The organism is Psychrobacillus faecigallinarum, assembly GCF_014836595.1.
Lineage (GTDB): Bacteria > Bacillota > Bacilli > Bacillales_A > Planococcaceae > Psychrobacillus > Psychrobacillus faecigallinarum.
Window position 1 is genome coordinate 13051 of the sequence record NZ_JACSQO010000002.1, and the last position, 23513, is coordinate 36563.

Here is a 23513-nt window from a genome sequence, read left to right on the forward strand (position 1 = left end):
CCTTTTTTTGTTGCGTATGCTAAACTTTTAAGTAAATATCTCAAAAGAATCTAAGGCAATAGGGATTAAAAAGGGAGAAGACTAATATGATTTCTTTCTATGATTTAAATGGCTATAAGGTGGATCTTTCCTTTGAAAAAGATAGATTTACAATAAAACCACAGCATGTACTCGTTTTAGCAAAAAAAGAACATAAATGGTTATTAACAAACCATCCTAAAAGAGGAATAGAGTTTCCTGGAGGGAAAAAAGAGGTATATGAAACTATAGAGGAGGCTGCCGTACGAGAAACACTAGAAGAGACGAATGTAGTAGTTTCTAACTTAAGATGGCTTGCAGAATATGTAGTTCATGATGTCAGCCCCTTTTGTAAGGCGGTATATATCGCAGAGGTCGAGGATATACATACAGGGTCAACCATATATGAAACAGATGGAGCACTCTGGCTTACTCAGGAGGAGCTGGAAGCTTGTACAAATCTAAGTTTTCATATGATGGATAAAGGTATGATAGCTATTCTTAAAGAGGTGAGGGTTCATGAAGAAAAATGGAACGATCGATAGGATTCGAGTCTATCCATCTCCAAATCCTAATGTTCATTTAAAGGAAATCACTTACTGGTCTTGTGGATTGCGCATAAAAGGCATGCTAGCATTCCCTGTTAAAAAGGGGAATTATGATGGGATGCTTTATTGTAGGGGTGGTATTCAAGGGATAGGCATGGTTCGTCCTGCACGAATAGCCCAATTTGCTTCGCAGGGCCTTGTTGTCTTTGCTCCCTATTATCGAGGAAATCGTGGTGGAGAGGGGCGAGATGAATTTGGTGGAGAGGATCGATGGGATGCCGTCTATGCAGTGGATGTCTTAAAGCAATTTTGCAATCCTGACAAAATTCATCTATTTGCCTTTTCTAGGGGCGGTATGATGGCATTATGGACAGCCGTCATAAGAGAAGACATAAGTTCTCTTGTTTCCTGGGCAGGAGTAACTGATATTTTTCTTACATATGAGGAAAGACTGGATATGCGGAGAATGATGAAGCGTGTAATTGGTGGCACTCCTTCAAGCCGTGAGGAAGAATATGAGGATAGAAATGTATTAGAGCGAGTAGAAGAAATCAGTGCTCCTATTTTAATAATTCATGGTAGAAAAGACGTCAATGTTTCTATTGAGCATGCAAAAGTATTAGAGCAGGCATTAATAGGGTATAACAAAATTGTAGAGACATGGTATTATCCGGATTACACACATTACTTTCCTTCTAAGGTAAATCGACAAGTAGTGAGAGACGTGTGTATTTGGATGAAAAAACATGGAGGAGGAAAATAATTTGGGTCAGTTAGTTATTCAAGTAGAGTCAATGAGTTTAGAGGAAAAAACGTTATTCCCAATAGATTTAAGCTTTTGGGAAGACTTATGGGATCAGTATACAACACAGTATTCTGAAGTAGTTATACATTGCTGGGCTGAAGAAGAGGATGCAGTCAATGAGCTTTGTGAAAAAAGCTTTGAAGTGATGAATGAGGGATTGATGAAGGTAATTACTGTTAATTTAAACGATGAAAATAGATTGTTTTTCCGGAATTACTCCATTGACCCAGTCGGAGGACTTAAATGGTTCACGATGTTTTTCAATGCAGAGGGCGAAGAAGAGTTAGAAATTGGACATTATGGCTCTGAGATTATTTTTTCTAATGTAGATGAAGAAAAAGCAGAAGAGATAAAAGGAATCTTCCCCATTTCTACTGACATGGAATATCACGACGACTTTGAGGAGTAATATTCTTTTAAATTTATAGGAGAGGAGGTGATAGACTATTGTCTATGGCCTCCTTCTTTTATGCGACGATAGCTGGATGATTATTATTTGTTTTCCACATAAGCGTCATTTGTGGAGGAGAAGTGAACTTTACAATTACTATGGTGACTAAGGAAATATATCCTAGCTTCAATAATTGCTTGTATGTACAAATAAGACGACTTAGCTATTATTATCACTAAGCAAATAAACAAAAAAATGGCCGTGAAAAGTTTCACGGCCATTTAAAGTATATAGATTAAGCAGTTGGACCGCCTTTAAGAGATATCTCTTCTGATACGGTACCAAACTTTTTGAAGTTCTCATGGAAAGATTGAGCAAGCTCAGCAGCTTTTTTATCATAAGCAGTTTTGTCTGCCCATGCGTTACGAGGAACTAATACCTCAGAAGGAACTCCATCGATGCTTGTAGGAATATCTAAACCGAATACTGCATCTTTTGTTGTTTCCACTTCGTTTAATTTTCCTTCAATCGCTGCACGGACCATTGTACGAGTGTAAGAAAGCTTCATACGACTTCCAACGCCATATTCTCCACCAGTCCAGCCAGTGTTCACTAGGAATACTTGTGCTCCATGCTCGTCAATTTTCTTACCAAGCATTTCTGCATAAACTGTTGCATGCAATGGAAGGAATGGAGACCCGAAGCATGTTGAGAATGCAGGCTGAGGAGAAGTAACTCCACGTTCTGTACCAGCTAATTTAGACGTAAATCCACTTAAGAAGTGATACATTGCTTGCTCTTTAGTAAGTTTGCTGATAGGAGGTAGCACGCCAAATGCATCTGCAGTTAAGAAGATGATTGTATTTGGATGACCCGCTACAGATGGATCTACAATATTATCGATATATTGAATTGGGTAAGCTGCACGTGTATTTTCTGTTAAAGAGTTATCTGCATAATCTGCAACTCGTGTTGTATGGTCAACAACAACGTTTTCTAAAACAGTACCAAATTTAATAGCGTCAAAGATTTGTGGTTCATTTTCTCTTGTTAGGTCGATACATTTTGCGTAGCAGCCACCTTCAATATTAAATACACCGTTATCTGACCAACCATGTTCATCATCACCGATTAGCTTTCTTCCAGCATCAGCAGATAATGTAGTTTTACCTGTACCTGAAAGGCCGAAGAATAATGTTACATCGCCTTTTTCTCCAACGTTAGCAGAGCAGTGCATAGGCAAAATATTTTGTTCTGGCAATAAATAGTTCATAATAGAGAAGATAGATTTTTTCATTTCTCCTGCGTATTCTGTTCCACCAATTAAAACAATACGTTTTTCCATAGATACAATGATAAAAGTCTCTGAATTTGTTCCATCAATAGCAGGATCTGCTTTGAAGTTTGGTGCGCTGATTACAGTAAAGTCTGCTTTATGAGCTACTAATTCTTCTTCAGAAGGACGAATAAATAGTTGGTGAGCAAAAAGATTATGCCAAGCATATTCGTTTATTACTTGAATGCTTAGACGTGAATCCTTATCAGCACCAGCAAATCCTTTGAATACAAATAGTTCATTTTGTTCTTTTAAATAGTTCATAACTTTTGTATATAATGCTTCAAAATGAGAAGATGAGATAGGTTGGTTTACAGAGCCCCAATCGATTTTGTCTTTTGAGATAGGTTCATCAACAATATACTTGTCTTGTGGAGAACGTCCTGTATATTTGCCTGTCTCTGCTTTAACAGCTCCAGTTGAAGTTAGTACTGCTTCTCCTCTAGAAGTAGCTTTTTCCACCAATTGTGGTACTGATAATTGAAGGCTAATGTTGTTACCAGCTAACAATTCGTTCAGTTCGCTCACAGTATCGATTGAATTCATTTAGTATTACCATCCTTTTTTAATTTTTATCTCTTCACGTAAATAGTCAACATAAAGAGGATTTTTCATTGATATGTGAAATAGTATAACACATTACACTAAATAGTCTACACTAATAGAAGCCCATTATTGGAATAATTTTTGTTTTTGAGAAAAAATTACATTTAATCGGTTGACTTATAACATATTTTTACGTATGATGGTGAATTGAACGGATACTCTTATTCCGAGCTGGTGGAGGGGTCAGGCCCTGTGAAACCCGGCAACCTGTAATTGAAAAATCATTACAAAGGTGCCCAACCTGAGACAAGGTGAAATCCCTTGATTGATAAGAGTGAAAGGTGTTTATGATATTAATCCCTTTCCTCATGTAATTACGTGAGTGAAAGGTTTTTTTATTTTACATCGCCCTAAATCCTTGTGTGCCAAGTCCGAAGCAGCTTCAAGTTTACTATTGGCTTGACATGGGAATGAGTACCGTATCAATTCCTGAGAGAAATCTCGCAGGATATAGGAGGGAATCTTTTGACACAACGTCGATTATTTACATCGGAGTCAGTAACAGAAGGGCATCCAGATAAAATTTGTGACCAAATTTCTGATGCTATATTAGATGCAATTTTAACGGAAGACCCTAATGCACGAGTTGCTTGTGAAACAACCGTTACTACAGGTTTAGTGTTAGTTGCAGGAGAAATAACAACTTCTACATATGTAGACATACCTAAAGTTGTACGTTCGACTATCCAAGAAATTGGTTATACACGTGCTAAATACGGCTTTGACTCTGAAACTTCAGCAGTTTTAACTGCGATTGATGAGCAATCCGCTGATATTGCAATGGGTGTAGACCAAGCGCTAGAGGCTAGAGAAGGTGCGATGACTGATTCAGATATCGAGGCTATTGGAGCAGGAGACCAAGGGTTAATGTTTGGTTACGCATGTAATGAAACTCCAGAGCTAATGCCACTACCAATCAGTCTAGCTCACAAACTTGCCCGTCGCTTAGCACAGGTTCGCAAGGATGAAACTTTAGACTACTTACGACCAGACGGTAAAACACAGGTAACAGTTGAATATGATGAAAATAACAACCCTGTTCATATTGATACGATTGTTATTTCTACACAACATCACCCAGAAATAACTTTAGAACAAATCCAAAGAGATTTAAAAGAGCATGTTATAAAACCGGTAGTACCTACTGATTTAATAACAGAGGAAACGAAATACTTTATTAACCCGACGGGACGATTTGTTATTGGTGGTCCTCAAGGTGATGCTGGACTAACTGGACGTAAAATTATTGTTGATACATACGGAGGTTATGCTCGCCATGGAGGAGGAGCTTTCTCTGGTAAAGATCCAACAAAAGTAGACCGTTCTGCAGCTTATGCCGCTCGTTATGTAGCAAAAAATATTATTGCTGCTGGTCTTGCAGATCGCTGTGAGGTACAACTAGCGTATGCAATTGGTGTAGCACAACCAGTTTCTATCGCAATCGATACATTTGGTACAGGAAAAGTAGCAGAGTCGGATTTAGTGTCATATATCCGTGATCTATTTGACCTTCGTCCAGCTGGAATTATTAAAATGCTAGACCTTCGTCGCCCAATTTACAAGCAAACGGCAGCTTACGGACATTTCGGACGTACTGACATCGATGCTCCATGGGAAAAAACCGACAAGGCAGAGCAATTAAAGCAAAAAGCAGGTATTTAAGAATTCAGAGACTTCCTTCTATTGGAATGCCTCGCCTAAAGAAAGAAGGTATTAAGAGGCTAGCCTCTTAATACCTTTTGTTTTTTTCAAACAATTATACAGCTTAACGGTAAATAGGCTGACCAAATAAATGGATCTATTTACTCTTAATGGATTATTGTATAAAAATAACCGGAGTCAAATTTATAAAAATTTTAAAATTAGGTGTTTGTTAATTCTAATTTATTCTATTTTAAATTCGATCTTTCTATAAGGGTTTGATGGATTTATAGTACTGACCTTTTTCAGCATATTCATGAATAATTCGTTGGACATCTTTTTTATCTTCGTCATTCAATTCACGTATAATCTTAGCTGGACTACCGAATGCTAAAGTATTAGGCGGGATTTTTTTCCCTTGAGGGACAAGACTACCAGCACCAATAAATGCTCCTTCGCCTATTTCTGCACCATCTAAAATAATGGACCCCATGCCTATTAATGCGCCTTTACGTATAGTACAGCTATGTAATGTAACCTGATGGCCAACAGTTACCTCATCTTCAATTATGAGTGGATTATTTGGGCTTTGATGAAGGCAACTTAAATCTTGAATACTAACTCTGCTTCCTATTATAGTAGGGGCAACGTCCCCTCTTATTACCGTATTAAACCAAATTGTAGTCTCTGGACCGATTGTAACATCACCTGTGATTGTGACATAATCAGCAATATAGGCAGATGCATCAATCGAAGGTTTCTTATCTTTGTATGGATAAATCAAAATAGACACGCTCCTTTGTTTTTCGAGTATAATTAATCCTATCAAACAAATCGAAAGAAAGAAATAAATAGGACGTAGAGAGTGTTACAGAAATGAGGTATGTTGAACATGTGGAAGTGGGAGTCAGATGAAAAGGCTAAAGCGGTTGTAATTATTGTTCATAGTGCCTATGAGCATCACAGACGTTATGCTTGGCTAATCGAAAAATTGCGAAGCTCAAATTGCCATATAGTGATGGGAGATTTGCCAGGTCACGGGGAGTTAGTGAGAACCAAGACCATTCACGATGAATCCTTTGATCTTTATAAAGACTACATAAAGCAAGCAGTGCAGGTTGCTGTTTCATATGACCTTCCTATTTTTATAGTAGGACATGGGCTTGGAGCAACCTTAGTTATGAAGATGTTACATAAGATAGAGGTGGAATATGCTGGTGTTATCTTAACATCTCCGTGGCTTTTGTTAAAAAAACTTCCTTCCAAGTGGACAAAGGCATTAGCTAAAATCTCAGTGCAGCAGAAGATCAATCATGACATTGAACTAAAGGAACTAACTAGAAACTACAGCGCCTATCAAGATCTAGTAAACGATCCGTATTATCGAACGATTATTTCACATGATTGGTATAAAGAGCTTGAAAATGAGATGAAAACTGTAAGCCAGTATCCCGAATCTATTCCTAATGTCCCGGTTTTATTAATGACGGGAGAAAGAGATAAGATAACGGACACCGCAGCTGCCAAAGCATGGTTAAAAAAACAGGAGCTATCGGATTATCAATTCAAGGAATGGAAGAATTGTTTTCATGATCTGTATTTAGAGCCAGAAAGAGAAGAAATTTTTACATATTCTCACTCCTTCATTAATAATGTACTGAGATCTATCGGTTATATCGTTTAAAATGCATCTTTATTTCAAACAAATATATTAAGCAACAATTAATCTTCATTTTTATAAATGGGGATTTTTTGTGTTATAATCATATAATTGAAAATAGAGTAAGAGATTAGGAGAGAGATATGGAAAACCAACATATTATTCGTAATATTATCGTCGAAACACCTTCAAAACCTGGTAACTTTGCTAAGGTAGCGACTGCCATAGGCATGGGAGAAGGAGATATAGGAGATATCACTACTTTAAAGAGTGGTGCATTGACAACTATTCGAGATATATCCGTTACGAGCAAGTCTAAAAAAGACTTCGAGCTAATTATAAAAAACATTGAAGCAATTGGAAATGGTGTGAAAATCCAAGCTATCAGTGATGATGTGTTAAAAGCCCATGAAGGCGGGAAAATTGCAATGAAGAGCAGATATGATGTCCGCTCATTAGGAGATTTGCAAAGAATCTATACACCTGGAGTGGCAAGTGTATGTATGGAAATTGTTAACGAACCAGATAAGGCCCAATATTTCACTTCCATCGGAAACTCCGTTGCTATTGTAACGGATGGTACCGCTATTTTGGGTTTAGGCAACATTGGTTCCGTGGCAGGTATGCCAGTAATGGAAGGGAAATCTGTACTATTAGATCAGTTCGTTGGATTGAGCGGAATACCAATTCTATTAGATACTAGTGATCCCGATGAGATTGTAGAAACTATAAAGCATATTCACCAAGGATTTGGTGCAATTCTATTAGAAGATATCGGTTCACCGCATTGCTTTGAAATAGAAGAAAGACTGAAAGCAGAGCTTCCAATACCTGTGATGCATGATGACCAGCACGGCACTGCTGTAGTGGCTTTAGCGGCTATACTTTCTGCTTGCCGAGCTACTGAGGTAGACATAAAAACTGCGAGAATTGGTCAGATTGGCTTAGGAGCAGCGGGATTAGCTATTTGTCGTATGTTAATGGCTTACGGTGTGGAAGAAGTGTATGGCTTGGACCGTCAGGAAGCGGCTAAAGAGCGTCTTCTTCACTATGGAGGAAAAACGATTGATTCATTAGAAGAGATGATGAAGAATTGTGATATTATTGTTGCTACGACAGGTGTCGAGGGATTGATTAAACCTGAGATGGTGCGAAAAGGTCAAATTATTTTAGCACTTTCCAACCCTAATCCAGAAATCCTTCCATCTATTGCTATCGCAGCGGGAGCAGCCTTTGCAGCAGATGGTCGCTCTGTTAATAATGTAATTGGCTTCCCAGGTATTTTTAAGGGTGCTTTAAATGCTGGGGCAAAAGAAATTACGTATCCAATGCTTATTGCAGCAGCTCAGGCAATAGTCGATTATACAAGACCGGGAGAGTTAATACCAAATCCATTAGACCCTGCGGTACATTATATAGTTGCTCGAGCAGTTGAAGAGGCAGTGACTAAAGAAGCTTAATAATCTAGCATGAGTCAGCATTATTTAATATGATATATACAAGAAAAGAAGATATCGCCTAGGAGGCCGATATCTTCTTTTTTAATGCTTCATTATAATCAGTTGCTTCTATTAAAGCCTTTTCTTCCAATGGAATTCGGACTGACAGCATAGCCAAATTCAACAATGTGAAAGCTAATGCAGTAAAGTATGCCTGGAACATTAGAGGCAATAATAATATCTCGGTGCAAACAACAATATAATTCGGATGTCTGAAGTAAAGATATGGTCCTTTCGTAACCACATTTGCCCCAGGAAGAACAATTATTTTTGTATTCCAGAACTTTCCGAGAGAAGTTAAACACCAAACGCGAAGAATTTGAACTAACAAGAATACGAAAAAAAATACAGGAAATAATGGAGAAGTTGTTCGGTTTAAAAAGACGACCTCCGCAACCAAAAAGAGAAAAAAGCTAATATGCAAGGCTAGCATATAAGGATAGTGAGAGGCTCCTACTTCATATGCACCTTGAGCCAGCATATGTTTCTCGTTCCTCTTAGCAATTACTACTTCCACCAACCTTTGAATAATAACTAGTGCAATGATTATGAAAAACAACATACTAATTCCTCCAATTTAATAACACTGCTTCGCCACAAAATCCTGGGCCTAAAGCGACTAGCATGCCATAGTTATTAGGAGTATTTTCTTTAAGCATAAATTGCTCTAATACATAGAGAACGGTTGGTGAAGACATATTCCCATGATTTTTTAATACTTCTCTTGAAATAGCTGTTTGGTTTTCAGACAGACTAAGAGAATCCTCATAAGCTTTCAAAACTTTTTTTCCACCTGGATGAGCAACGAAATTAATGATATCCTCACTAGTGAGATTTTCCTCACTCAAGAATTCGTGCATAAATGGACCAAGCCATTTGGAGATAATTGTTGGAATGCTCTTTGAGAATACAACGTGTAAACCGCTGTTTTTTACTTCCCAGCCCATTACATCCTCAGAGTCGGGCATCCATTTGGATGCTGTTTTGATAATATGAGGTACTGGTCTTTTAGTAGCTATATCAACATCGTCTCCGCAAACTAACACACAAGCTGCTCCGTCTGCAAACAAGGAAGCACCGACTAAATTGCTCTTTGAATAATCATTTGGTTGAAAAGTGAGGCTACATAGCTCTACACAAACTACTAAAGCCTTGTCAGAAGGATGTGCCTTACAATAATCGAACGCTCTACTTATTCCAGCTGCGCCACCTGCACAACCTAGACCCCATAAAGGAATCCGTTTAAGACGATCTGAGAAGGGAAGATGGTTCATCACACGAGCATCAATACTTGGAGTAGAAATGCCAGTACTGCTTACAAAAATAATAGCATCGATTTCCTCTGGTGATACTTTATTCGCTAAAAAAGAACTGTTTTGGAGACAGGCTTGGATGACTTCCACGCTATATTTGGTAGTAAGATCGATATATGTGGAATTTCTTTCTTCAAATGAATGGGTGGTTTTATGCCACTCTAAAGGAACACAGAAATTTCGGGTATTAATGTCACCATTTTCAAATACTTTTAGTAATCGTTCGAGCTGTGGGATTTTATCGTGAAAAAGCTCTTTCGTTAATTGTTCTATGTTGGATTGTTCTAGGGTGTATGGAGGTTTGTATGTACTAACAGAAGCAATTTTTGGCATGGTAATCTCCTTTTTGTATTAGTCTCTCCATCCTTCATCCATATATTCACCTTTCTTTCATTTTTTCAATGGCAATTATAAATGGAGGGTCATTTTCTTGGTTTAGAAATTGGTAGCATAATACATGAACGAAAGATTGAGGAAGTCGTCGAACAAAAGAAATGAGTTCATCTTTTTCTTGTTTACCACCCTCATGCCCATGATAAACTACTAATACTATAAGACCCCCGACCTCCAAAAGGTCTAACAAGGAGGAAATAGCCTTAGTAGTAGAATTCCCTGTAGTTACTACTTCATGGTTGCTTCCGGGCAGGTAGCCTAGATTGAAGACTGCTGCAGAAATTTTATTCTTTACATATTCTCCTACGTGCTCATGACTATCTAAAATAAGAGAAACCCGATCTCTTAGTTCTGCATTGCAGAGTTTCTCAGAGGTCGATTCAATCGCTTCCTTTTGGACATCAAAAGCGAAGACATGACCCTGTGTGCCAACTAAGCTTGCAAGGAATAGTGTGTCATAACCATTCCCTGCAGTTGCGTCTACAACTGTGTCACCTTCTTTTACAATCCCTTGAAGAAGCTCTTTTGCATATGGAAGAATTCTTTTTAACTTCATATTAATTCACCAGTTTTCGTATAAAATTTTCCTTGATAACTATCTCTTCTAGCTAGCTCAGCATCAATTCCATTTAACACTTCCCATTTGTTGGAACTCCACATAGGACCAATCATTAAATCGATAGGCCCGTCTCCAGTAATACGATGAATTATCATTTCTGGCGGGAGGATTTCTAATTGATCGGCTACTAGCTGGATATATTCATCACGACCCATAAATGCTAGCATCCCTTTTTCATATTGCTTCACCATAGGAGTTCCTTTTAATAGATGAAGAAGGTGAATCTTAATACCTTGAACATCCAGCTTTGCTACCTCTCTAGCTGTTTCCATCATCATATCGCGATTTTCTAATGGTAAGCCGTTTATAATGTGGGTGCATATACGGATCCCGTGTTTTCTTAATTTGGAAACTCCTTCTATATAAGTAGGATAATCATGAGCTCTATTAACTATTTTTGCTGTACTTTCATGGACAGTTTGTAAGCCGAGCTCAACCCACAGATATGTACGTTCATTTAACTCAGCCAAATATTCCACTACATCATCAGGTAAACAGTCTGGTCTAGTGGCGATAGAAATGCCTACTACTCCTTCTAATGCTAATGCGGCTTCAAATTTCTCCTTTAAAACAGGAAGAGGTGCATGCGTATTTGTATAAGCCTGAAAATAAGCGATATATTTTCCTTGCTTCCATTTCTCATGCATCTTATCTCGAATTTTCTCAAATTGCACCGGAATTGGGTCTACTTTATCACCAGCAAAATCCCCACTGCCTGCAACACTGCAAAATGTGCATCCTCCGTATGCTACTGTGCCATCACGATTTGGACAATCAAAGCCTGCATCAAGCGCAACCTTAAAAATCTTCATATCAAAAATGTCTCGCAAATATCGGTTCCACGTATAGTATCTTTTCCCATCTGTAGGGAAAGGGAAGTTATTAGTCATATTCTTCACTCCTTAACAGAATTATTTTATCATGAATATTTGATTTAAAGATGTAATTATCTTGAAGTGGTGACTAAAAACAGCTACAATATTTTGAGTGTCTAAAGAAATGAGGTATTTAAAATGCCAAAAGCAGTATGGCTCTTAATAATAGGAATGTTCATAAATACGACCGGAAATTCATTTTTATGGCCTTTACATACAATTTATATGCATGATTATTTAGGTCAATCGTTGACCACTGCAGGCTTAGTATTAATGCTTAACGCAGGGACCGGAGTAATAGGGAATTTATTGGGTGGATATTTGTTTGACCGCATAGGAGGCTATAAGTCTATTATGTTTGGTATTCTCCTGTCTATGTTGTCGTTAGCAGCGTTGACTGTATGGCATGACTGGCCCGAATATATTTGGCTCGTTGCTATACTAGGATTTAGTGGGGGGATTATCTTTCCTAGCATGTATGCAATGGTAGGAAATGTTTGGCCAGAGGGAGGTAGAAGAGCATTCAACTCTATCTATTTAGCCCAAAATTTGGGAGTGGCAATTGGACCTGCCTTAGCGGGTCTGGTAGCGGATAATAATATCAACAATATTTTTGTAGCAAATTTATTTGCGTATGTTTTCTTTTTAGTGATTGCCGGCGTATTTTATAAAAATATGTCAATCGTTTCTAATCATCAAGCTTCTGTTTTAGGAGAAAAGAAGAAAATAAAAAAAATGGCTCCTATTTATGCAATGATGATTGTAACTTTTGGTTATATGCTTACATGGATCATATATGTACAATGGACATCGACTATTTCAACCTATGTACTAGATTTAGGGATCACCTTAAAACAATATAGTCTTTTATGGACAGTTAATGGAGCACTAATCTTACTTGCTCAGCCACTTATTAAGCCTATTATAAATAAATTAGAGCATAAGATTAAAACGCAAATGGTCTTAGGGCTTGTCATATTTATGATTTCTTTTGTAGTAGTAGCATTTGCTGAAAACTATACGATGTTTGTAGTTGCTATGGTCATACTCACTTTTGGTGAAATGTTCGTTTGGCCAGCTGTTCCCACGTTAGCTAGCCAGTTGGCTCCGAAAGGAAAAGAAGGATTCTATCAAGGTATCGTTAACAGTATGGCTACAATTGGACGGATGATTGGACCATTTATAGGAGGGGTTTTAGTAGAGGCATACGGAACTCCGGCGATGATACTAATCTTAGCTAGTCTAATAATTATATCTATAATTACTAGCTTACTTTACGATATACCTTTAAAAAAAGAAGCAGCTTTAAATGAGCAAAAATAAATAAATAATTCCTAAACCTAAGTTCAATATTTTGTTGACTTAGGTTTTTTTATAGAAAAAAGCAACTGACAAAATTAACTCATCTGTAATATAAAAGGTTATTTAGCTCTCAAGTCGCATAAGTCATTTAAAGAAGAATCTAGGATACGTTTAAAAAGTGAAGGAAGCGGGTCAAACATAGTAATAGATAATAACAAAAGTTTTATTCAATTATTATTGAGGAGGTGCTTGCAAGATCTCTATTATTAATTTTAATATCATTTATAGCTTTTGGATGTTCGTCTGAAATAAAAAGAGGAGGCGTAGCATGAAGCAACATAAAATCAGAATTACTCCGTATAACTCCAAATATGCAGAACAAACAGTGGAAATGTGGCGAGATAGTAAGGAACAGGCTATTGGCCAAAAAGAAATTCATGACTTTGAAAATCATGTATATTTTTTAAATAATATATTACCTGAACGGTTTCAAATAGAATTAGCGTTAATTGATGAAGAAGTGGTTGGAATGATTGCATATAATGATAGGGAAATAAACCAATTATATATTCATCTAAAATATCAAGGATTCGGTATAGGGCGGACATTACTAGATAAAGCAAAAGCACAATCTAGTGGGAAATTAATCTTGTACACATTTGAGGTAAATGAAAAGGCACAAAGATTTTATGAAACTAATGGGTTTGAAATCATAAGTAGAGGTCATGAAAACGAAGAAAATTTACCAGATATTCAATATGAATGGATATCTGCAAAATAGGTAACTCTTCCAAGGCATTAACATGAATCAAGATTGAATGTGTTTTTGAGAAAAGCATTGCGATGTTCTATTTTTAACCCACCAGTATAAATTATTACCCTTAAAACATTGAAATTGTTTAGTAAAGGAAGGTGAACCATAAAAAATAGATAATACAGCAATCTAGGAGGTGTTTGGCTTGAAGAATAGACAAGAAACTCCAATGGAAAAAAGAGAAGGGTTAAGGCAACAAGAACTTAATAAAAATCCTGGCGGGGCATTAAGAGATGGATTTAATCGAGGTGAAAATGGAAATTATACTGATATAACAGGTGGTATGGGTTGGAAAGGTACAGTAATATTGATTATTATTTTAATAGTTGGATTTGTTTTATATAAACTTTTTTTAAAATGATTTTAACTGTGATTCGCTTCGCGGAATTAGAAATTTTTTTAATCCAATACTTGCTGGCTCTTAATCAGGTCTTACTGAACTAAAAAGGTAGGATAGTTCCCAACCTTAAAACAAGCAGAGAATAAAAATGAACATATATAGCCTATTAATACGGAAATTTAACAATATGGTAAAATAACTTAAGTAATAATGAATAGTAAAATAACGAAGAGGGAAGGGGTTTGAAAATGGATACAAGATACCCAATTGGAGAATTACAGGTTCCTAAAAAAGTCACATTAGAAAATATTCAAGAATGGCTAAAGAAAATCGAAAATTATACGATTCGTTTAAGAGAAAATGTTGACTCTTTAAGCGATGACGAATTAAGTAAAACATATCGTGATGGTAGCTGGACAGTTCGTCAACTTGTCCATCATATTGCAGACTCTCAGTTGAATATGTATCAACGTTTGAAGCTAGCTTTAACAGACGAGAATCCAACAGTACCAGCTTTTGATCAAGAAAAGTGGGCTATTCAACCGGATACCAAGCTTCCTATAGAAAGTTCTATTAAAATGCTAGAAGGTATAAATGAGCGCATCGTATCTTTAGGATATAGTTTAACTGAAGAGCAATTAGATCGAGCTTTTACTCACCAGGAAAATGGTAAAATAACAGCCGCAACAAAAGTAGCAAAATTAGCTTGGCATGAAGAGCACCACTTAGCCCATATAAAAATCGCATTATCAAAATAATACATTATGTGTGGAATTGGCTTATCGAAGTTCGATGGGTCAATTTTTGTTTATATTTTTTCCTAATACACATTTGTAGGGCATAACTTCTTACTTATTATTAAAGGAGCGACGTATTGAAATGACTATAAATTTAAAAAAGTGTACTATTGAGGATTTACCTGTGCTTCAAAAAATTAGTTATGAAACATTTAATGAGACATTTAAGCATCAAAATTCACCTGAGAATATGAATTCCTATTTAGAAAGAGCATTTAACTTAAAACAATTAGAAAAAGAAATTTTAACTATTTCTTCGCAATTCTTTTTTGCTTATTCTAACAATGAAATTGCAGGTTACTTAAAGATCAATACCAATGATGCTCAGTCTGAAAAAATGGGTGATGAATCACTTGAAATAGAGAGGATTTATATAAAGAACAAATTTCAAAAACATGGAATTGGTAAATATCTCTTTAATAAAGCCCTGGACATTGCGGTGGAAAGAAATAAACAGAAAATCTGGTTAGGCGTTTGGGATAAAAATGAAAATGCTATAGCTTTTTATGAGAAAATGGGGTTTATTCAAACTGGCGCTCACTCCTTTTATATGGGGGACGAAGAACAGATAGACTTTATAATGACCAAAACACTAATATAACTCATTTAGAAAGGAGAATTATTATCTACCATCCTTGCGATTGTTCGGATGGGGCATTGATAAAAAACATCTAAATAATAAATAAAATTAGTTGCAGACTTTGTGTGGAGGGATTAAGTTGACAGTAGAAAAAAGTTTAAGGGTTTGTGAAAAAGGACATAAGTTTTACAAAACTAGTGAGTGTCAAAGTTGCCCTACCTGTGATAAAAAGAATAAACCTAAAAGTGGGTTCCTTTCTAAACTCAGTTCTCCCGCAAGAAATGCATTAGTTCATGAAGGAATTGACACTTTGCAAGAACTATCAAGCTATACTGAAAAAGAAATTTTAAAAATTCATGGCATTGGACCTGCTTCATTACCTATTATGAGAACTTCATTAAAAGAAGAAGGGTTAACATTTAAAGAATAAAAAAACAAAAATACTTGAAGCTTTTTATTAACCAATGCGTGCCTAAATTGAACAACAAAATAACAGTTTATATAACTCAGGTTGGATTCAATAGGGGTCCAGTATATTTGTTTCAATAGTTCCTCACCCTCTAAATAAAGAAAAAAATCATTAGTACAATAGGGAACAGAGTTTTAATGAGAAATTAAGTTTTAAAACTGTCAATTTATCACAAGGCCATCAATTCGATGGTCTTTTTTAAAGTCTGAAATGTTACACTTGCCTAATGGGAAGGTTAGTTGAATAAGGAACCTAAGTTGAAATTGTATTACTTCAAGCTAAGGTAGGGGTAGTTTTATTAGGGAGTGTGTGACAATGAACAAATATGATAGCTATGTAAATAAAGCGAATCGCTACGAAATTTTTGGGTTTAGAAAAAAAGCAATAAAAATAATGGAGTTAGCAATAGAGGAGCCATTCACAAAATTAGAAATAGGAAGTGGCTTAATCTATATTGGTTTAATGTATCGTAAATTAAAAGATTTAGACAAGGCGAATAAAAATTTTGAAAATGCTTTGGATTTATGCAAAGACGAACAGTATCCTTATAGTTCTAACTTTAAAACTATTATTCAAAGTTTCTCAGAAAATAGAGAAACAGAAAAGGCAATGAAATGGATTCATCATTTAACTGAAAGAGCCATCTATGATAAAAATTTCTCTAAACTAAAAAAACTGAAATTAGAATAAGGTAATTTTGACTATTATTTTCCTAATCTTGCTTACCAAATAAATTAGCTTACTCTCAAGGTGAAATGTGAATGGTTCTACTGAAAGGTATATTATATATAGACAATAGCTTCTTCTACTCAATAAGGAAATTGATACAATTCGTAAAAAATATGATTGAGAGTGATTAAATGGAAATAACAAAAAATTTTTTGGATGATGTGTTTTTCAATGATGGAAGCTTAAGGGATATTTATGTTCTTGACGTTGATATAAATGACTGGCAAATTTTTTTGAATTGGATTCTTAGCACTCATTGGGCGGTTGCTTTCTACAAGGATGGTCAAGTAAAAGTGTATGAAAAAACAGAGGCTACTCATCTATTTGACGAAAAGAAGAATAGTGCTATTAAGATGTCTATTGATATTATGGGTATTATTTTCAATTGTTATTTCTTTTCAGAAGATGAATTAGAGGTTGATATTCAACCCAAGGAAGTTAGAGGTGTTACTGAAGCAATTGAGGTATTTAAATTTATGAGGGAGTTATCGAAGATCCTTGGTAAAGAAATTATATTAACCGAAGAGAACACTCCTGAGTATCCATTGGTTACCGTTAAACCAGATGGAGAACTGATTATTAATAATTCATAGGTACTTGTTCAAATTACGGAGCAGGTTTTTAATTTAATTGAGGAGATGATTTAGTGTTTAAATATAATGTTTGTTTTTTGAAAAGCAATGACCGTATCCTAATGCTGAATCGTGAAAAGCCACCTATAATGGGTGTCTGGAATGGAGTTGGCGGTAAAAATGAAGCAGGAGAAACAGCTGATGAAGGTGCAATTCGTGAAGTATTTGAAGAAACAGGTATCAAAGTAGACAAATATTATTCAAAAGGTGTAATTACATGGGATAAAAATGATGGAGAAAAAGATGGGTTATACGTGTACTTATTTGAAGTAGATGCGACATTAGGGAATGAACCCATACAAAAAACACGAGAAGGGATCCTCAATTGGAAACAAGTAGATTGGATAATGAACCCGAATAACTTAGGGATTGCCGAAATGGTAATTCAGTACCTACCTGTCTTATTAGAAAAAGAGAATGATTATTTATTTGAATACAAAGACGGTATAGTGAAGCTTATAGGGTAGGAAATATCATATAATAATATTGCTTTTAAAAGTTAGGTTTTGAGATTAATAAGAAAATAGTATACAAAGCGACTACATAACTGTAAGTAAGTGATTGGAGTAGTGATATGTCGAGGATGTTGTGGATTTTGATTTGTATAGTTCTGATGGTTGGCCTAGTGTGGTGGTTAAGTAAACCAAGCAATAATACTACCGTGTTTATAATTTACCTGAAGGGTTCAAAGGATGTTTTAACATTTATTTCAATCAACCTAATGAGAAAGAGCTGGAAATTAAAGACGATACCTTGCTATTTATAGTACCTGAACATGGAAATATCTTAACTTCATCCCCATCAAAATTTATTATTGATTTGGGTTGGCATAAAGAAAAAGCTTTTTATATAGACAATGAAGGTAAGATAGTAAAGGAAATAAATATGGATGTCTCTGGAGGAATCCATACTGCGAACGGTAATCTATTATCTGAGAGAATGTCGCGAACGTTTGATTCAAATCAAGAACATTGTTATTGACGTAGTATTTAAATCAATTAACAGATAAATATATGTGTATGATAGTGAAACTGAAACATGGTCCAAAGAATTTTAATAAGTCATAAAAGTCATATCTATAGAGGTGTGGCTTAGTTTATGTTAGATGGTTTACGGGTTTGATAGTTAACGCTTCAAATATTAGTAATGAAACATATCGATTATATTTTCAGCTATCTTAATTCAAAACAGAGCTGTAAAATTTTCAATGTGCTGATATTAAATCATTAAAGAAAAAAGTGAGTGTATAGATGAATAAAGAAATTGAAGAAATAATTGTTAAGACATTTTTTGAAAAAAGAATTCAGCAAAGAGTTTTATTCGAACTTTCTTCACCCCAAAAACGCTATGATGCTTTTGGAAGAAGAAACAATTTCATCCGTAAAGAATTAATGCTTGAAATTCCTAAACCGAATTCAGACCCTGAAAAAATTGAGAAGTTGTTGAAAAAACAAGGGGCAGGAAATCTATGCTATGTAATAACATCGGCAGAAAGTGATGTTGATGGAAAAGAACTACCATTAATAAAAGCATTAGAAGATTTAATCTGGTCTGGACTGCCGTTCATAATTTCTTGCATACCAAATAAACTAGCTTACTATCAGGGGGAACAAGCCTATGGTTCTCCTGAAAAGTATATTTTAAAAAGAAGATAGCTTATCCGTCTAATGAGCTGTTTTATTAAAAAAATTATTAAAATTATAATAAATTTAGAAGAGTTGTTGCTATTGGCTGCATTACTATGCGAATCTTGTTATTGACAACCAGAGTGCATTTCAATATTAAATAACGGAAAAACAGGACCATCATTTTTCGATGGTCTCTTTTTATATTCACAATACGGCAATCCCTGTCGTAATGTTGCATTTAACGTAACGCAGCATAGTTAACCAAGTAATAGGAAAGATCAATAAGAATCCATTCGTAATTTCGTTTGGACTTGAGAAAAAATGAAATGTGTTACAGTGTGGGCGTAAGGATTTACATCTTCTATAAATTCCTCTGCTTTCGAAAAAGTCTCGAATTGCATCTTAAGCATATAACAAGCATTTCCTGCTATTCGGTAACAAAATTCCACATTTGGGAGACCTTCAATATAGGTTTTAAAAGAATTATAATCTCCATTTTTAACTGTTGCTTCTATAATACATTGGATTGGGAGCCCTAATTTCTCGTAATCGACTTCTAATGTATACCTCTTTATAATTCCAAATGACTCCATTTGTTTTACCCGTTCTGTTACAGATGGTGAAGATAAATTGATTCTTCTTCCTAGTTCACTCATCGATAATCGACTATTTTGCCTTAATTCATCTATAATTTTCTTATCAGTTGAATCTATTTTCATTTTTAAAGTAAATTCTCCTTTTACGTTAATTTTTTAAAGTAATATCTTTAAAATGATATCACATTTAATGTAAAGCGATAGAATTATTCGGTATGATAAATACTAAAAGGAGGTAATAATTATGGCAAGAATTAATCAGTCAGATTTCGGGGAGACCTCTTTTCAAAAACTTTTAGGGCATAACAAAGATGTATTGAACGGGTGGAATCAATTAGGCGAAATTTTAGAAAAAGATGGGCATTTATCATCTCAATTAAAAGAACAAGTAAGGAGAACTTTAGCACAAAGTAATGGTTGTGAGTATTGCAAAGTAAAGGGAAAACCTGAACCGCATTTATTTGATGAAAAAACATCCATTGCTGTTGGATTTGTGGAGGTATTTATAAAACAAAAAGAGAATATTTCAGATGCTCAATTTAAAGTTTTGAAAGAAACTCTTTCAGATGCAGAGATTAGTGAGCTTATTGCGTTTATTACGTTAACTACGGCTTCACAGTATTTTGGTGCCATTATGAAATTAGAAGCGATCAATGTTGAAAAATAACGATTACAGTTGAACTTAATAGAATAGGCACATAAAATGAAATAAATGATAAATTCAAAATTTTAGGAGGAATTATGTTAGATAAAGAAAATAAAGCGTTAATAGTGATAGATGTACAAAAAGCTTTTAATGATAAAAAATGGGGAGAGAGAAATAATTTAAATGCAGAAGAAAACATTAGTAGAATTCTAACGTTGTGGAGAGAGAAAGGGTGGCAAGTAGTGCATATTAAACATATGTCGGATAACCCTAGTTCTGTATTTCATCCAATGAATGAGGGATTTGCTATAAAAGAGTTAGTTGAACCCATTGAAGAGGAAGTAATTATAACAAAGAAAGTTAATAGTAGTTTTATTGGTACAAATTTGGAAGAGTTCTTGAAATTAAATCATATAACAACATTAATAATAACAGGTTTAACTACGCCGCATTGTGTATCTACGACTACAAGAATGAGTGGGAATCTAGGTTTTAATACATACCTTATATCTGATGCGACAGCAGCGTTTGGTATGAAAGACCAAAATGATAATTACTATGATGCCGAGACTATACATAATACTTCACTAGCTACTTTAAATGAAGAGTTCGCTACTATACTTACAACAGAACAACTAATAAATCAATTGCTTTAAATTCTAAGATGTTATCAAACCTTTAACTGATTTTACAGTAATGAAAGGAATACGTTGTCGAATGAAAAAAATAACTAAGATCCTTTATTTTAATATTTCTTTATGTATGCTAGTAGGATGCTCTAACAACACTAATGAAGAATACATAAATGATTCTTCAGAAAAAAATTCTGCTTTAGAATCAACAAAAGAAACAGAAAAAAGTATTTTAAAGGAGACCGCTGATGGTGTAAATGATACATCTACAAAAGAAACGTTAAAAATTAATTCAGTCAGTACCAAAAGCAGTAGTGATTCAAATGAAGCATCTAAGGAAGATAAAGAAATACTATCTCAGTATTCTAGTGAGCAAATTGAATACGCTCGAGTCTGGCTGAAGCTAGGTGCCAATCAAGAGATAGATGGCTTATATGTTCAACATATTCCAGCTGGTACTCTAATAAATCCTAATGACGATACAAGTGCTAGCTATCCAGAAGATGTTATCCAGTTAGCAGGTTCTCGTTTAGTAGACGGATCAGTAACCTATAGTGGTAATGGGGATGGGACGATTAATGTTTATAACATTCCATCACGTTGGGATGGCAGTTACCCTGCCGGTGAAAAATTCTACACCGATATTATTGAAAATACAAAGCTAGTATATGTAGACCCAGGTAACGATGAAAAAATTCTAGCATTAATCAAATTGTTAAAATGATTTTCCGACGATACAGCTTCAAAATACCTTAAAAAGTTTGAAAAGGATGTATTTAATAAGGATACTCAGAATTTATATGGTGTATTTCAAGGGAATCCCGTGACTTATGATAATAATGATAAATTCTATTATAAATTGGAAGAGGATAATAGCTATATACTTGCAATTTTAAATTTGATAGAACAAAAACTGTTTGAGATGGAATAGATTTAATAGTTGAACAACATAAATAATCATACTATTCTCTCAGAGGTATTTGAAAAATCAAAGAGCTGTATAGACAGCTCTTTTTTTCTTGTTAAACTAATGGAAGCAAAATATAACAAGTTAGCTCGGGAAAACAGGGAAGTGGTGAATTGTGTTGAAGAAAAAAAGAGGGAAGATTAATGGAATAATATACAATAATACAGCTTACTATAAGGGAAAATATAGATATTACCCGACCATTACAGATTTAAAAGGTATCCTTGAAGAAATTATTAGTTGTAATTCAACGACTAATTGTCTTAGAGTGACACCATTCTATATCAATGAAGAACTGAATCACCAAATAGAATTTGAGGAATATATGTTTTATATAGAATGCAGAGATTGGTTTGATGAAAAGGACCAAAAGATGCACATCTTAGATTGTCTAGATTCAGTAGATACCCCTAGAGTACTTAATGATATGAATCTAGGTGCCATACTATATCCATTATGCAAACATAACGATGTTGTTTCATATCAAAAGGCACTTAAAGTATATAAGGACTCTTTAAGAGAAATTCTACTCAAGATGATGAAAATAGCAAAATCTGAAATGAAATTAAAAGAAAAGCATTTGCCATTTGGATATTTTTGCTTTGAAATTCAAAGTGACTGAGTTGTTTTTTTCTTCAACAAAATAAATAGGTGAGGTTATAGAAGGAAAAATATTAAAAACGACAGGAAGGTTATTTAATGAAAGATGTAATAGGACTAATACATACAAGGAAAACCGGCGTTAATGAATCAGACATAAAGGAAACGGAAGATAAGCTAGGTGCAGTCTTCCCAGGACAATATAAGGAACTTTTCAAGTTAATCAATAATGCAGAAGTAGGTGAATGGACACTTTTTCCTATCAAAGACCAGAGAAATCCTAAAAAGACTTGGGATGATATTGTTAGACAAAACACTGAGGTCAAAGAAGATATCTCAAAAGAGCTTATAGCAATTGGTGATGATGGTTCGGGAGATAAATTATGTTTTAAAATTAATAATGGAAGAATGGAGAATGAGATTTATATATGGTATCACGAAGACGCAGAACTTGAAGAATATGCCTCTAATTTAAAAGAATTTATTATTTTAATTTCAGAAAAAAAGATCGAGGATGACTTTGATGATGAATAAATTTGGACACTTCAATAATTTATTATGTTTCTAATAACAGTTCAGGTTAAAATAAAGGTATGTTCCTTCTTATATAGAATTGTAATTACAAACAATATTAAGGAGGCACCTCAATGCCCAGCTCATTTTCAATGTTTTTAGATTCTTATTTGGATGTTTGGAGAAATTCATCTTTAACAGGCATGAAAAACTTAATATCACAAGAGTATAAAGCTAGAGAAATAAAAGAGGGAAATATAGTTGACTTTGGTTATGAAGAATCATTAAATGGATGGGAACAAGGTTTTAAATTTGCAAAAGAAAATAATGCAGAGTGGATGATAAATGTAATTACAGTTCTTCCTTTAAGAGATGACGAAACTATGGCTATTTTATCTGCTACTTTGGTTATTCGAGGTAAGAAATTAGACACAGCAAATTTGTTCTTTCAAACGTTCCAAAAAAATAGCAAGAACGAATGGAATTTAGTAAGAAGTTATATAGAAGCAGGAGTTACTAATGTTAGTACATTCATTAACACAAAACAAATTTGAATAAAAACAA

Annotated in this window: 29 protein-coding genes, 1 pseudogene and 1 riboswitch; of the genes and pseudogenes, 23 read left to right on the forward strand and 7 right to left on the reverse strand. The window is 34.8% G+C overall.

Annotation, left to right across the window (positions count from 1 at the left end; genetic code table 11):
* Positions 1-86 precede the first annotated feature (86 nt).
* Genes H9650_RS04780 through H9650_RS04790 form a run of 3 tightly spaced genes read left to right on the forward strand, consistent with a single transcriptional unit; the run spans position 87 to position 1780 of the window.
* Complete coding sequence (locus tag H9650_RS04780) at positions 87-563, forward strand: NUDIX domain-containing protein (RefSeq protein WP_191696716.1); 477 nt, start codon at positions 87-89, stop codon at positions 561-563.
* Positions 538-1329 carry an alpha/beta hydrolase family protein gene (locus tag H9650_RS04785; protein WP_151113393.1) on the forward strand — a complete coding sequence of 264 codons (792 nt, stop codon included), beginning with the start codon at positions 538-540 and terminating at the stop codon, positions 1327-1329. Before H9650_RS04780 ends, H9650_RS04785 begins: the two co-directional genes overlap by 26 nt.
* A gap of 1 nt (position 1330) precedes the next feature.
* Entirely contained in the window at positions 1331-1780 is a 450-nt protein-coding gene (locus H9650_RS04790; RefSeq protein ID WP_154310256.1) for a hypothetical protein, read from the forward strand.
* 277 nt (positions 1781-2057) lie between these two features.
* On the opposite strand, the gene pckA is transcribed toward H9650_RS04790, so the two are convergent.
* A complete protein-coding gene (gene pckA / locus H9650_RS04795) occupies positions 2058-3644 on the reverse strand; it encodes a phosphoenolpyruvate carboxykinase (ATP) (protein WP_151113395.1) in 1587 nt (528 codons plus the stop codon).
* 218 nt (positions 3645-3862) lie between these two features.
* Positions 3863-3979: riboswitch (SAM riboswitch) on the forward strand.
* Between the two features lie 190 nt (positions 3980-4169).
* On the opposite strand from pckA, the gene metK reads away from it, so the two are divergent.
* Positions 4170-5366, forward strand: coding sequence for a methionine adenosyltransferase (gene metK, locus H9650_RS04800; RefSeq protein ID WP_191696717.1), 1197 nt, complete (start codon positions 4170-4172; stop codon positions 5364-5366).
* A gap of 247 nt (positions 5367-5613) precedes the next feature.
* Here metK and H9650_RS04805 read toward each other — a convergent pair whose 3' ends face one another.
* Entirely contained in the window at positions 5614-6129 is a 516-nt protein-coding gene (locus tag H9650_RS04805; RefSeq protein ID WP_151113399.1) for a gamma carbonic anhydrase, read from the reverse strand.
* Between the two features lie 108 nt (positions 6130-6237).
* On the opposite strand from H9650_RS04805, the gene H9650_RS04810 reads away from it, so the two are divergent.
* Both H9650_RS04810 and H9650_RS04815 read left to right on the forward strand, forming a co-directional pair.
* Positions 6238-7029 carry an alpha/beta hydrolase gene (locus tag H9650_RS04810; protein WP_151113401.1) on the forward strand — a complete coding sequence of 264 codons (792 nt, stop codon included), beginning with the start codon at positions 6238-6240 and terminating at the stop codon, positions 7027-7029.
* 119 nt (positions 7030-7148) lie between these two features.
* Complete coding sequence (locus H9650_RS04815; protein WP_151113403.1) at positions 7149-8465, forward strand: NAD-dependent malic enzyme; 1317 nt, start codon at positions 7149-7151, stop codon at positions 8463-8465.
* Between the two features lie 58 nt (positions 8466-8523).
* Here H9650_RS04815 and H9650_RS04820 read toward each other — a convergent pair whose 3' ends face one another.
* The 4 genes from H9650_RS04820 to H9650_RS04835 are packed head-to-tail and all read right to left on the reverse strand — an operon-like array spanning position 8524 to position 11719.
* Positions 8524-9066 (reverse strand): isoprenylcysteine carboxyl methyltransferase family protein, encoded by a 543-nt coding sequence (locus H9650_RS04820; protein WP_144535169.1) that lies wholly within the window; start codon positions 9064-9066, stop codon positions 8524-8526.
* Position 9067: 1 nt separating this feature from the next.
* The gene (locus H9650_RS04825; protein ID WP_191696718.1) at positions 9068-10150 is read right to left on the reverse strand and encodes a type III polyketide synthase; all 1083 of its coding nucleotides are present in this window, start codon (positions 10148-10150) and stop codon (positions 9068-9070) included.
* Between the two features lie 46 nt (positions 10151-10196).
* Positions 10197-10766 carry a class I SAM-dependent methyltransferase gene (locus H9650_RS04830; protein WP_154310267.1) on the reverse strand — a complete coding sequence of 190 codons (570 nt, stop codon included), beginning with the start codon at positions 10764-10766 and terminating at the stop codon, positions 10197-10199.
* Positions 10763-11719, reverse strand: coding sequence for a TIGR01212 family radical SAM protein (locus H9650_RS04835; RefSeq protein ID WP_191696719.1), 957 nt, complete (start codon positions 11717-11719; stop codon positions 10763-10765). Before H9650_RS04835 ends, H9650_RS04830 begins: the two co-directional genes overlap by 4 nt.
* Positions 11720-11842: 123 nt before the next feature.
* Here H9650_RS04835 and H9650_RS04840 point away from each other — a divergent pair, with 123 nt between their 5' ends.
* From H9650_RS04840 to H9650_RS04885, 11 genes and pseudogenes are all read left to right on the forward strand, one after another.
* On the forward strand, positions 11843-13027 hold the full coding sequence (locus H9650_RS04840; RefSeq protein WP_154310271.1) for an MDR family MFS transporter: 1185 nt from the start codon (positions 11843-11845) through the stop codon (positions 13025-13027).
* Between the two features lie 307 nt (positions 13028-13334).
* A complete protein-coding gene (locus tag H9650_RS04845) occupies positions 13335-13787 on the forward strand; it encodes a GNAT family N-acetyltransferase (RefSeq protein WP_191696720.1) in 453 nt (150 codons plus the stop codon).
* A gap of 178 nt (positions 13788-13965) precedes the next feature.
* Positions 13966-14181 (forward strand): DUF6366 family protein, encoded by a 216-nt coding sequence (locus H9650_RS04850; protein ID WP_225215927.1) that lies wholly within the window; start codon positions 13966-13968, stop codon positions 14179-14181.
* A gap of 227 nt (positions 14182-14408) precedes the next feature.
* On the forward strand, positions 14409-14918 hold the full coding sequence (locus H9650_RS04855) for a YfiT family bacillithiol transferase (RefSeq protein WP_191696721.1): 510 nt from the start codon (positions 14409-14411) through the stop codon (positions 14916-14918).
* 121 nt (positions 14919-15039) lie between these two features.
* Positions 15040-15558, forward strand: coding sequence for a GNAT family N-acetyltransferase (locus H9650_RS04860; protein WP_144535180.1), 519 nt, complete (start codon positions 15040-15042; stop codon positions 15556-15558).
* A 118-nt stretch (positions 15559-15676) separates the two neighbouring features.
* A complete protein-coding gene (locus tag H9650_RS04865; RefSeq protein WP_144535182.1) occupies positions 15677-15967 on the forward strand; it encodes an RNA polymerase alpha subunit C-terminal domain-containing protein in 291 nt (96 codons plus the stop codon).
* 354 nt (positions 15968-16321) lie between these two features.
* Positions 16322-16696: a hypothetical protein gene (locus tag H9650_RS04870; RefSeq protein ID WP_191696722.1), complete on the forward strand. Its 375-nt coding sequence runs from the start codon at positions 16322-16324 to the stop codon at positions 16694-16696.
* A 170-nt stretch (positions 16697-16866) separates the two neighbouring features.
* Entirely contained in the window at positions 16867-17328 is a 462-nt protein-coding gene (locus H9650_RS04875) for a hypothetical protein (RefSeq protein WP_191696723.1), read from the forward strand.
* A 53-nt stretch (positions 17329-17381) separates the two neighbouring features.
* Entirely contained in the window at positions 17382-17834 is a 453-nt protein-coding gene (locus tag H9650_RS04880; RefSeq protein ID WP_191696724.1) for an NUDIX hydrolase, read from the forward strand.
* A gap of 205 nt (positions 17835-18039) precedes the next feature.
* Positions 18040-18348, forward strand: a pseudogene (locus H9650_RS20865) (DUF6843 domain-containing protein); the annotation flags it as partial.
* Positions 18349-18617: 269 nt separating this feature from the next.
* Positions 18618-19022, forward strand: coding sequence for a hypothetical protein (locus H9650_RS04885; protein WP_191696725.1), 405 nt, complete (start codon positions 18618-18620; stop codon positions 19020-19022).
* Between the two features lie 251 nt (positions 19023-19273).
* Here H9650_RS04885 and H9650_RS04890 read toward each other — a convergent pair whose 3' ends face one another.
* Positions 19274-19714, reverse strand: a complete 441-nt coding sequence (locus tag H9650_RS04890; RefSeq protein WP_191696726.1) for an Lrp/AsnC family transcriptional regulator — start codon at positions 19712-19714, stop codon at positions 19274-19276.
* Positions 19715-19835: 121 nt separating this feature from the next.
* Between H9650_RS04890 and H9650_RS04895 the strand changes: the two genes are divergently transcribed.
* The 6 genes from H9650_RS04895 (at position 19836) to H9650_RS04920 (ending at position 23503) form a co-directional block, all read left to right on the forward strand.
* The gene (locus tag H9650_RS04895; protein WP_191696727.1) at positions 19836-20258 is read left to right on the forward strand and encodes a carboxymuconolactone decarboxylase family protein; all 423 of its coding nucleotides are present in this window, start codon (positions 19836-19838) and stop codon (positions 20256-20258) included.
* A 74-nt stretch (positions 20259-20332) separates the two neighbouring features.
* On the forward strand, positions 20333-20893 hold the full coding sequence (locus tag H9650_RS04900; protein ID WP_191696728.1) for a cysteine hydrolase family protein: 561 nt from the start codon (positions 20333-20335) through the stop codon (positions 20891-20893).
* A gap of 61 nt (positions 20894-20954) precedes the next feature.
* A complete protein-coding gene (locus H9650_RS04905) occupies positions 20955-21593 on the forward strand; it encodes a hypothetical protein (RefSeq protein WP_191696729.1) in 639 nt (212 codons plus the stop codon).
* Between the two features lie 358 nt (positions 21594-21951).
* A complete protein-coding gene (locus H9650_RS04910) occupies positions 21952-22458 on the forward strand; it encodes a hypothetical protein (RefSeq protein WP_154310289.1) in 507 nt (168 codons plus the stop codon).
* Positions 22459-22535: 77 nt separating this feature from the next.
* Positions 22536-22970, forward strand: a complete 435-nt coding sequence (locus tag H9650_RS04915; protein WP_191696730.1) for an SMI1/KNR4 family protein — start codon at positions 22536-22538, stop codon at positions 22968-22970.
* 113 nt (positions 22971-23083) lie between these two features.
* The gene (locus H9650_RS04920) at positions 23084-23503 is read left to right on the forward strand and encodes a flavoprotein (protein WP_191696731.1); all 420 of its coding nucleotides are present in this window, start codon (positions 23084-23086) and stop codon (positions 23501-23503) included.
* Positions 23504-23513: the final 10 nt, after the last annotated feature.

Excerpts from the sequence above, each read along its gene's own strand:
- H9650_RS04780 (WP_191696716.1), top strand. The coding sequence starts at position 87 with ATGATTTCTTTCTATGATTTAAATGGCTATAAGGTGGATCTTTCCTTT.
- H9650_RS04785 (WP_151113393.1), top strand. The coding sequence starts at position 538 with ATGAAGAAAAATGGAACGATCGATAGGATTCGAGTCTATCCATCTCCA.
- pckA (WP_151113395.1), bottom strand. The coding sequence starts at position 3,644 with ATGAATTCAATCGATACTGTGAGCGAACTGAACGAATTGTTAGCTGGT.
- H9650_RS04810 (WP_151113401.1), top strand. The coding sequence starts at position 6,238 with ATGTGGAAGTGGGAGTCAGATGAAAAGGCTAAAGCGGTTGTAATTATT.
- H9650_RS04815 (WP_151113403.1), top strand. The coding sequence starts at position 7,149 with ATGGAAAACCAACATATTATTCGTAATATTATCGTCGAAACACCTTCA.
- H9650_RS04820 (WP_144535169.1), bottom strand. The coding sequence starts at position 9,066 with ATGTTGTTTTTCATAATCATTGCACTAGTTATTATTCAAAGGTTGGTG.
- H9650_RS04825 (WP_191696718.1), bottom strand. The coding sequence starts at position 10,150 with ATGCCAAAAATTGCTTCTGTTAGTACATACAAACCTCCATACACCCTA.
- H9650_RS04830 (WP_154310267.1), bottom strand. The coding sequence starts at position 10,766 with ATGAAGTTAAAAAGAATTCTTCCATATGCAAAAGAGCTTCTTCAAGGG.
- H9650_RS04835 (WP_191696719.1), bottom strand. The coding sequence starts at position 11,719 with ATGACTAATAACTTCCCTTTCCCTACAGATGGGAAAAGATACTATACG.
- H9650_RS04840 (WP_154310271.1), top strand. The coding sequence starts at position 11,843 with ATGCCAAAAGCAGTATGGCTCTTAATAATAGGAATGTTCATAAATACG.
- H9650_RS04845 (WP_191696720.1), top strand. The coding sequence starts at position 13,335 with ATGAAGCAACATAAAATCAGAATTACTCCGTATAACTCCAAATATGCA.
- H9650_RS04855 (WP_191696721.1), top strand. The coding sequence starts at position 14,409 with ATGGATACAAGATACCCAATTGGAGAATTACAGGTTCCTAAAAAAGTC.
- H9650_RS04860 (WP_144535180.1), top strand. The coding sequence starts at position 15,040 with ATGACTATAAATTTAAAAAAGTGTACTATTGAGGATTTACCTGTGCTT.
- H9650_RS04870 (WP_191696722.1), top strand. The coding sequence starts at position 16,322 with ATGAACAAATATGATAGCTATGTAAATAAAGCGAATCGCTACGAAATT.
- H9650_RS04875 (WP_191696723.1), top strand. The coding sequence starts at position 16,867 with ATGGAAATAACAAAAAATTTTTTGGATGATGTGTTTTTCAATGATGGA.
- H9650_RS04885 (WP_191696725.1), top strand. The coding sequence starts at position 18,618 with ATGAATAAAGAAATTGAAGAAATAATTGTTAAGACATTTTTTGAAAAA.
- H9650_RS04890 (WP_191696726.1), bottom strand. The coding sequence starts at position 19,714 with ATGAAAATAGATTCAACTGATAAGAAAATTATAGATGAATTAAGGCAA.
- H9650_RS04895 (WP_191696727.1), top strand. The coding sequence starts at position 19,836 with ATGGCAAGAATTAATCAGTCAGATTTCGGGGAGACCTCTTTTCAAAAA.
- H9650_RS04900 (WP_191696728.1), top strand. The coding sequence starts at position 20,333 with ATGTTAGATAAAGAAAATAAAGCGTTAATAGTGATAGATGTACAAAAA.
- H9650_RS04905 (WP_191696729.1), top strand. The coding sequence starts at position 20,955 with ATGAAAAAAATAACTAAGATCCTTTATTTTAATATTTCTTTATGTATG.
- H9650_RS04915 (WP_191696730.1), top strand. The coding sequence starts at position 22,536 with ATGAAAGATGTAATAGGACTAATACATACAAGGAAAACCGGCGTTAAT.
- H9650_RS04920 (WP_191696731.1), top strand. The coding sequence starts at position 23,084 with ATGCCCAGCTCATTTTCAATGTTTTTAGATTCTTATTTGGATGTTTGG.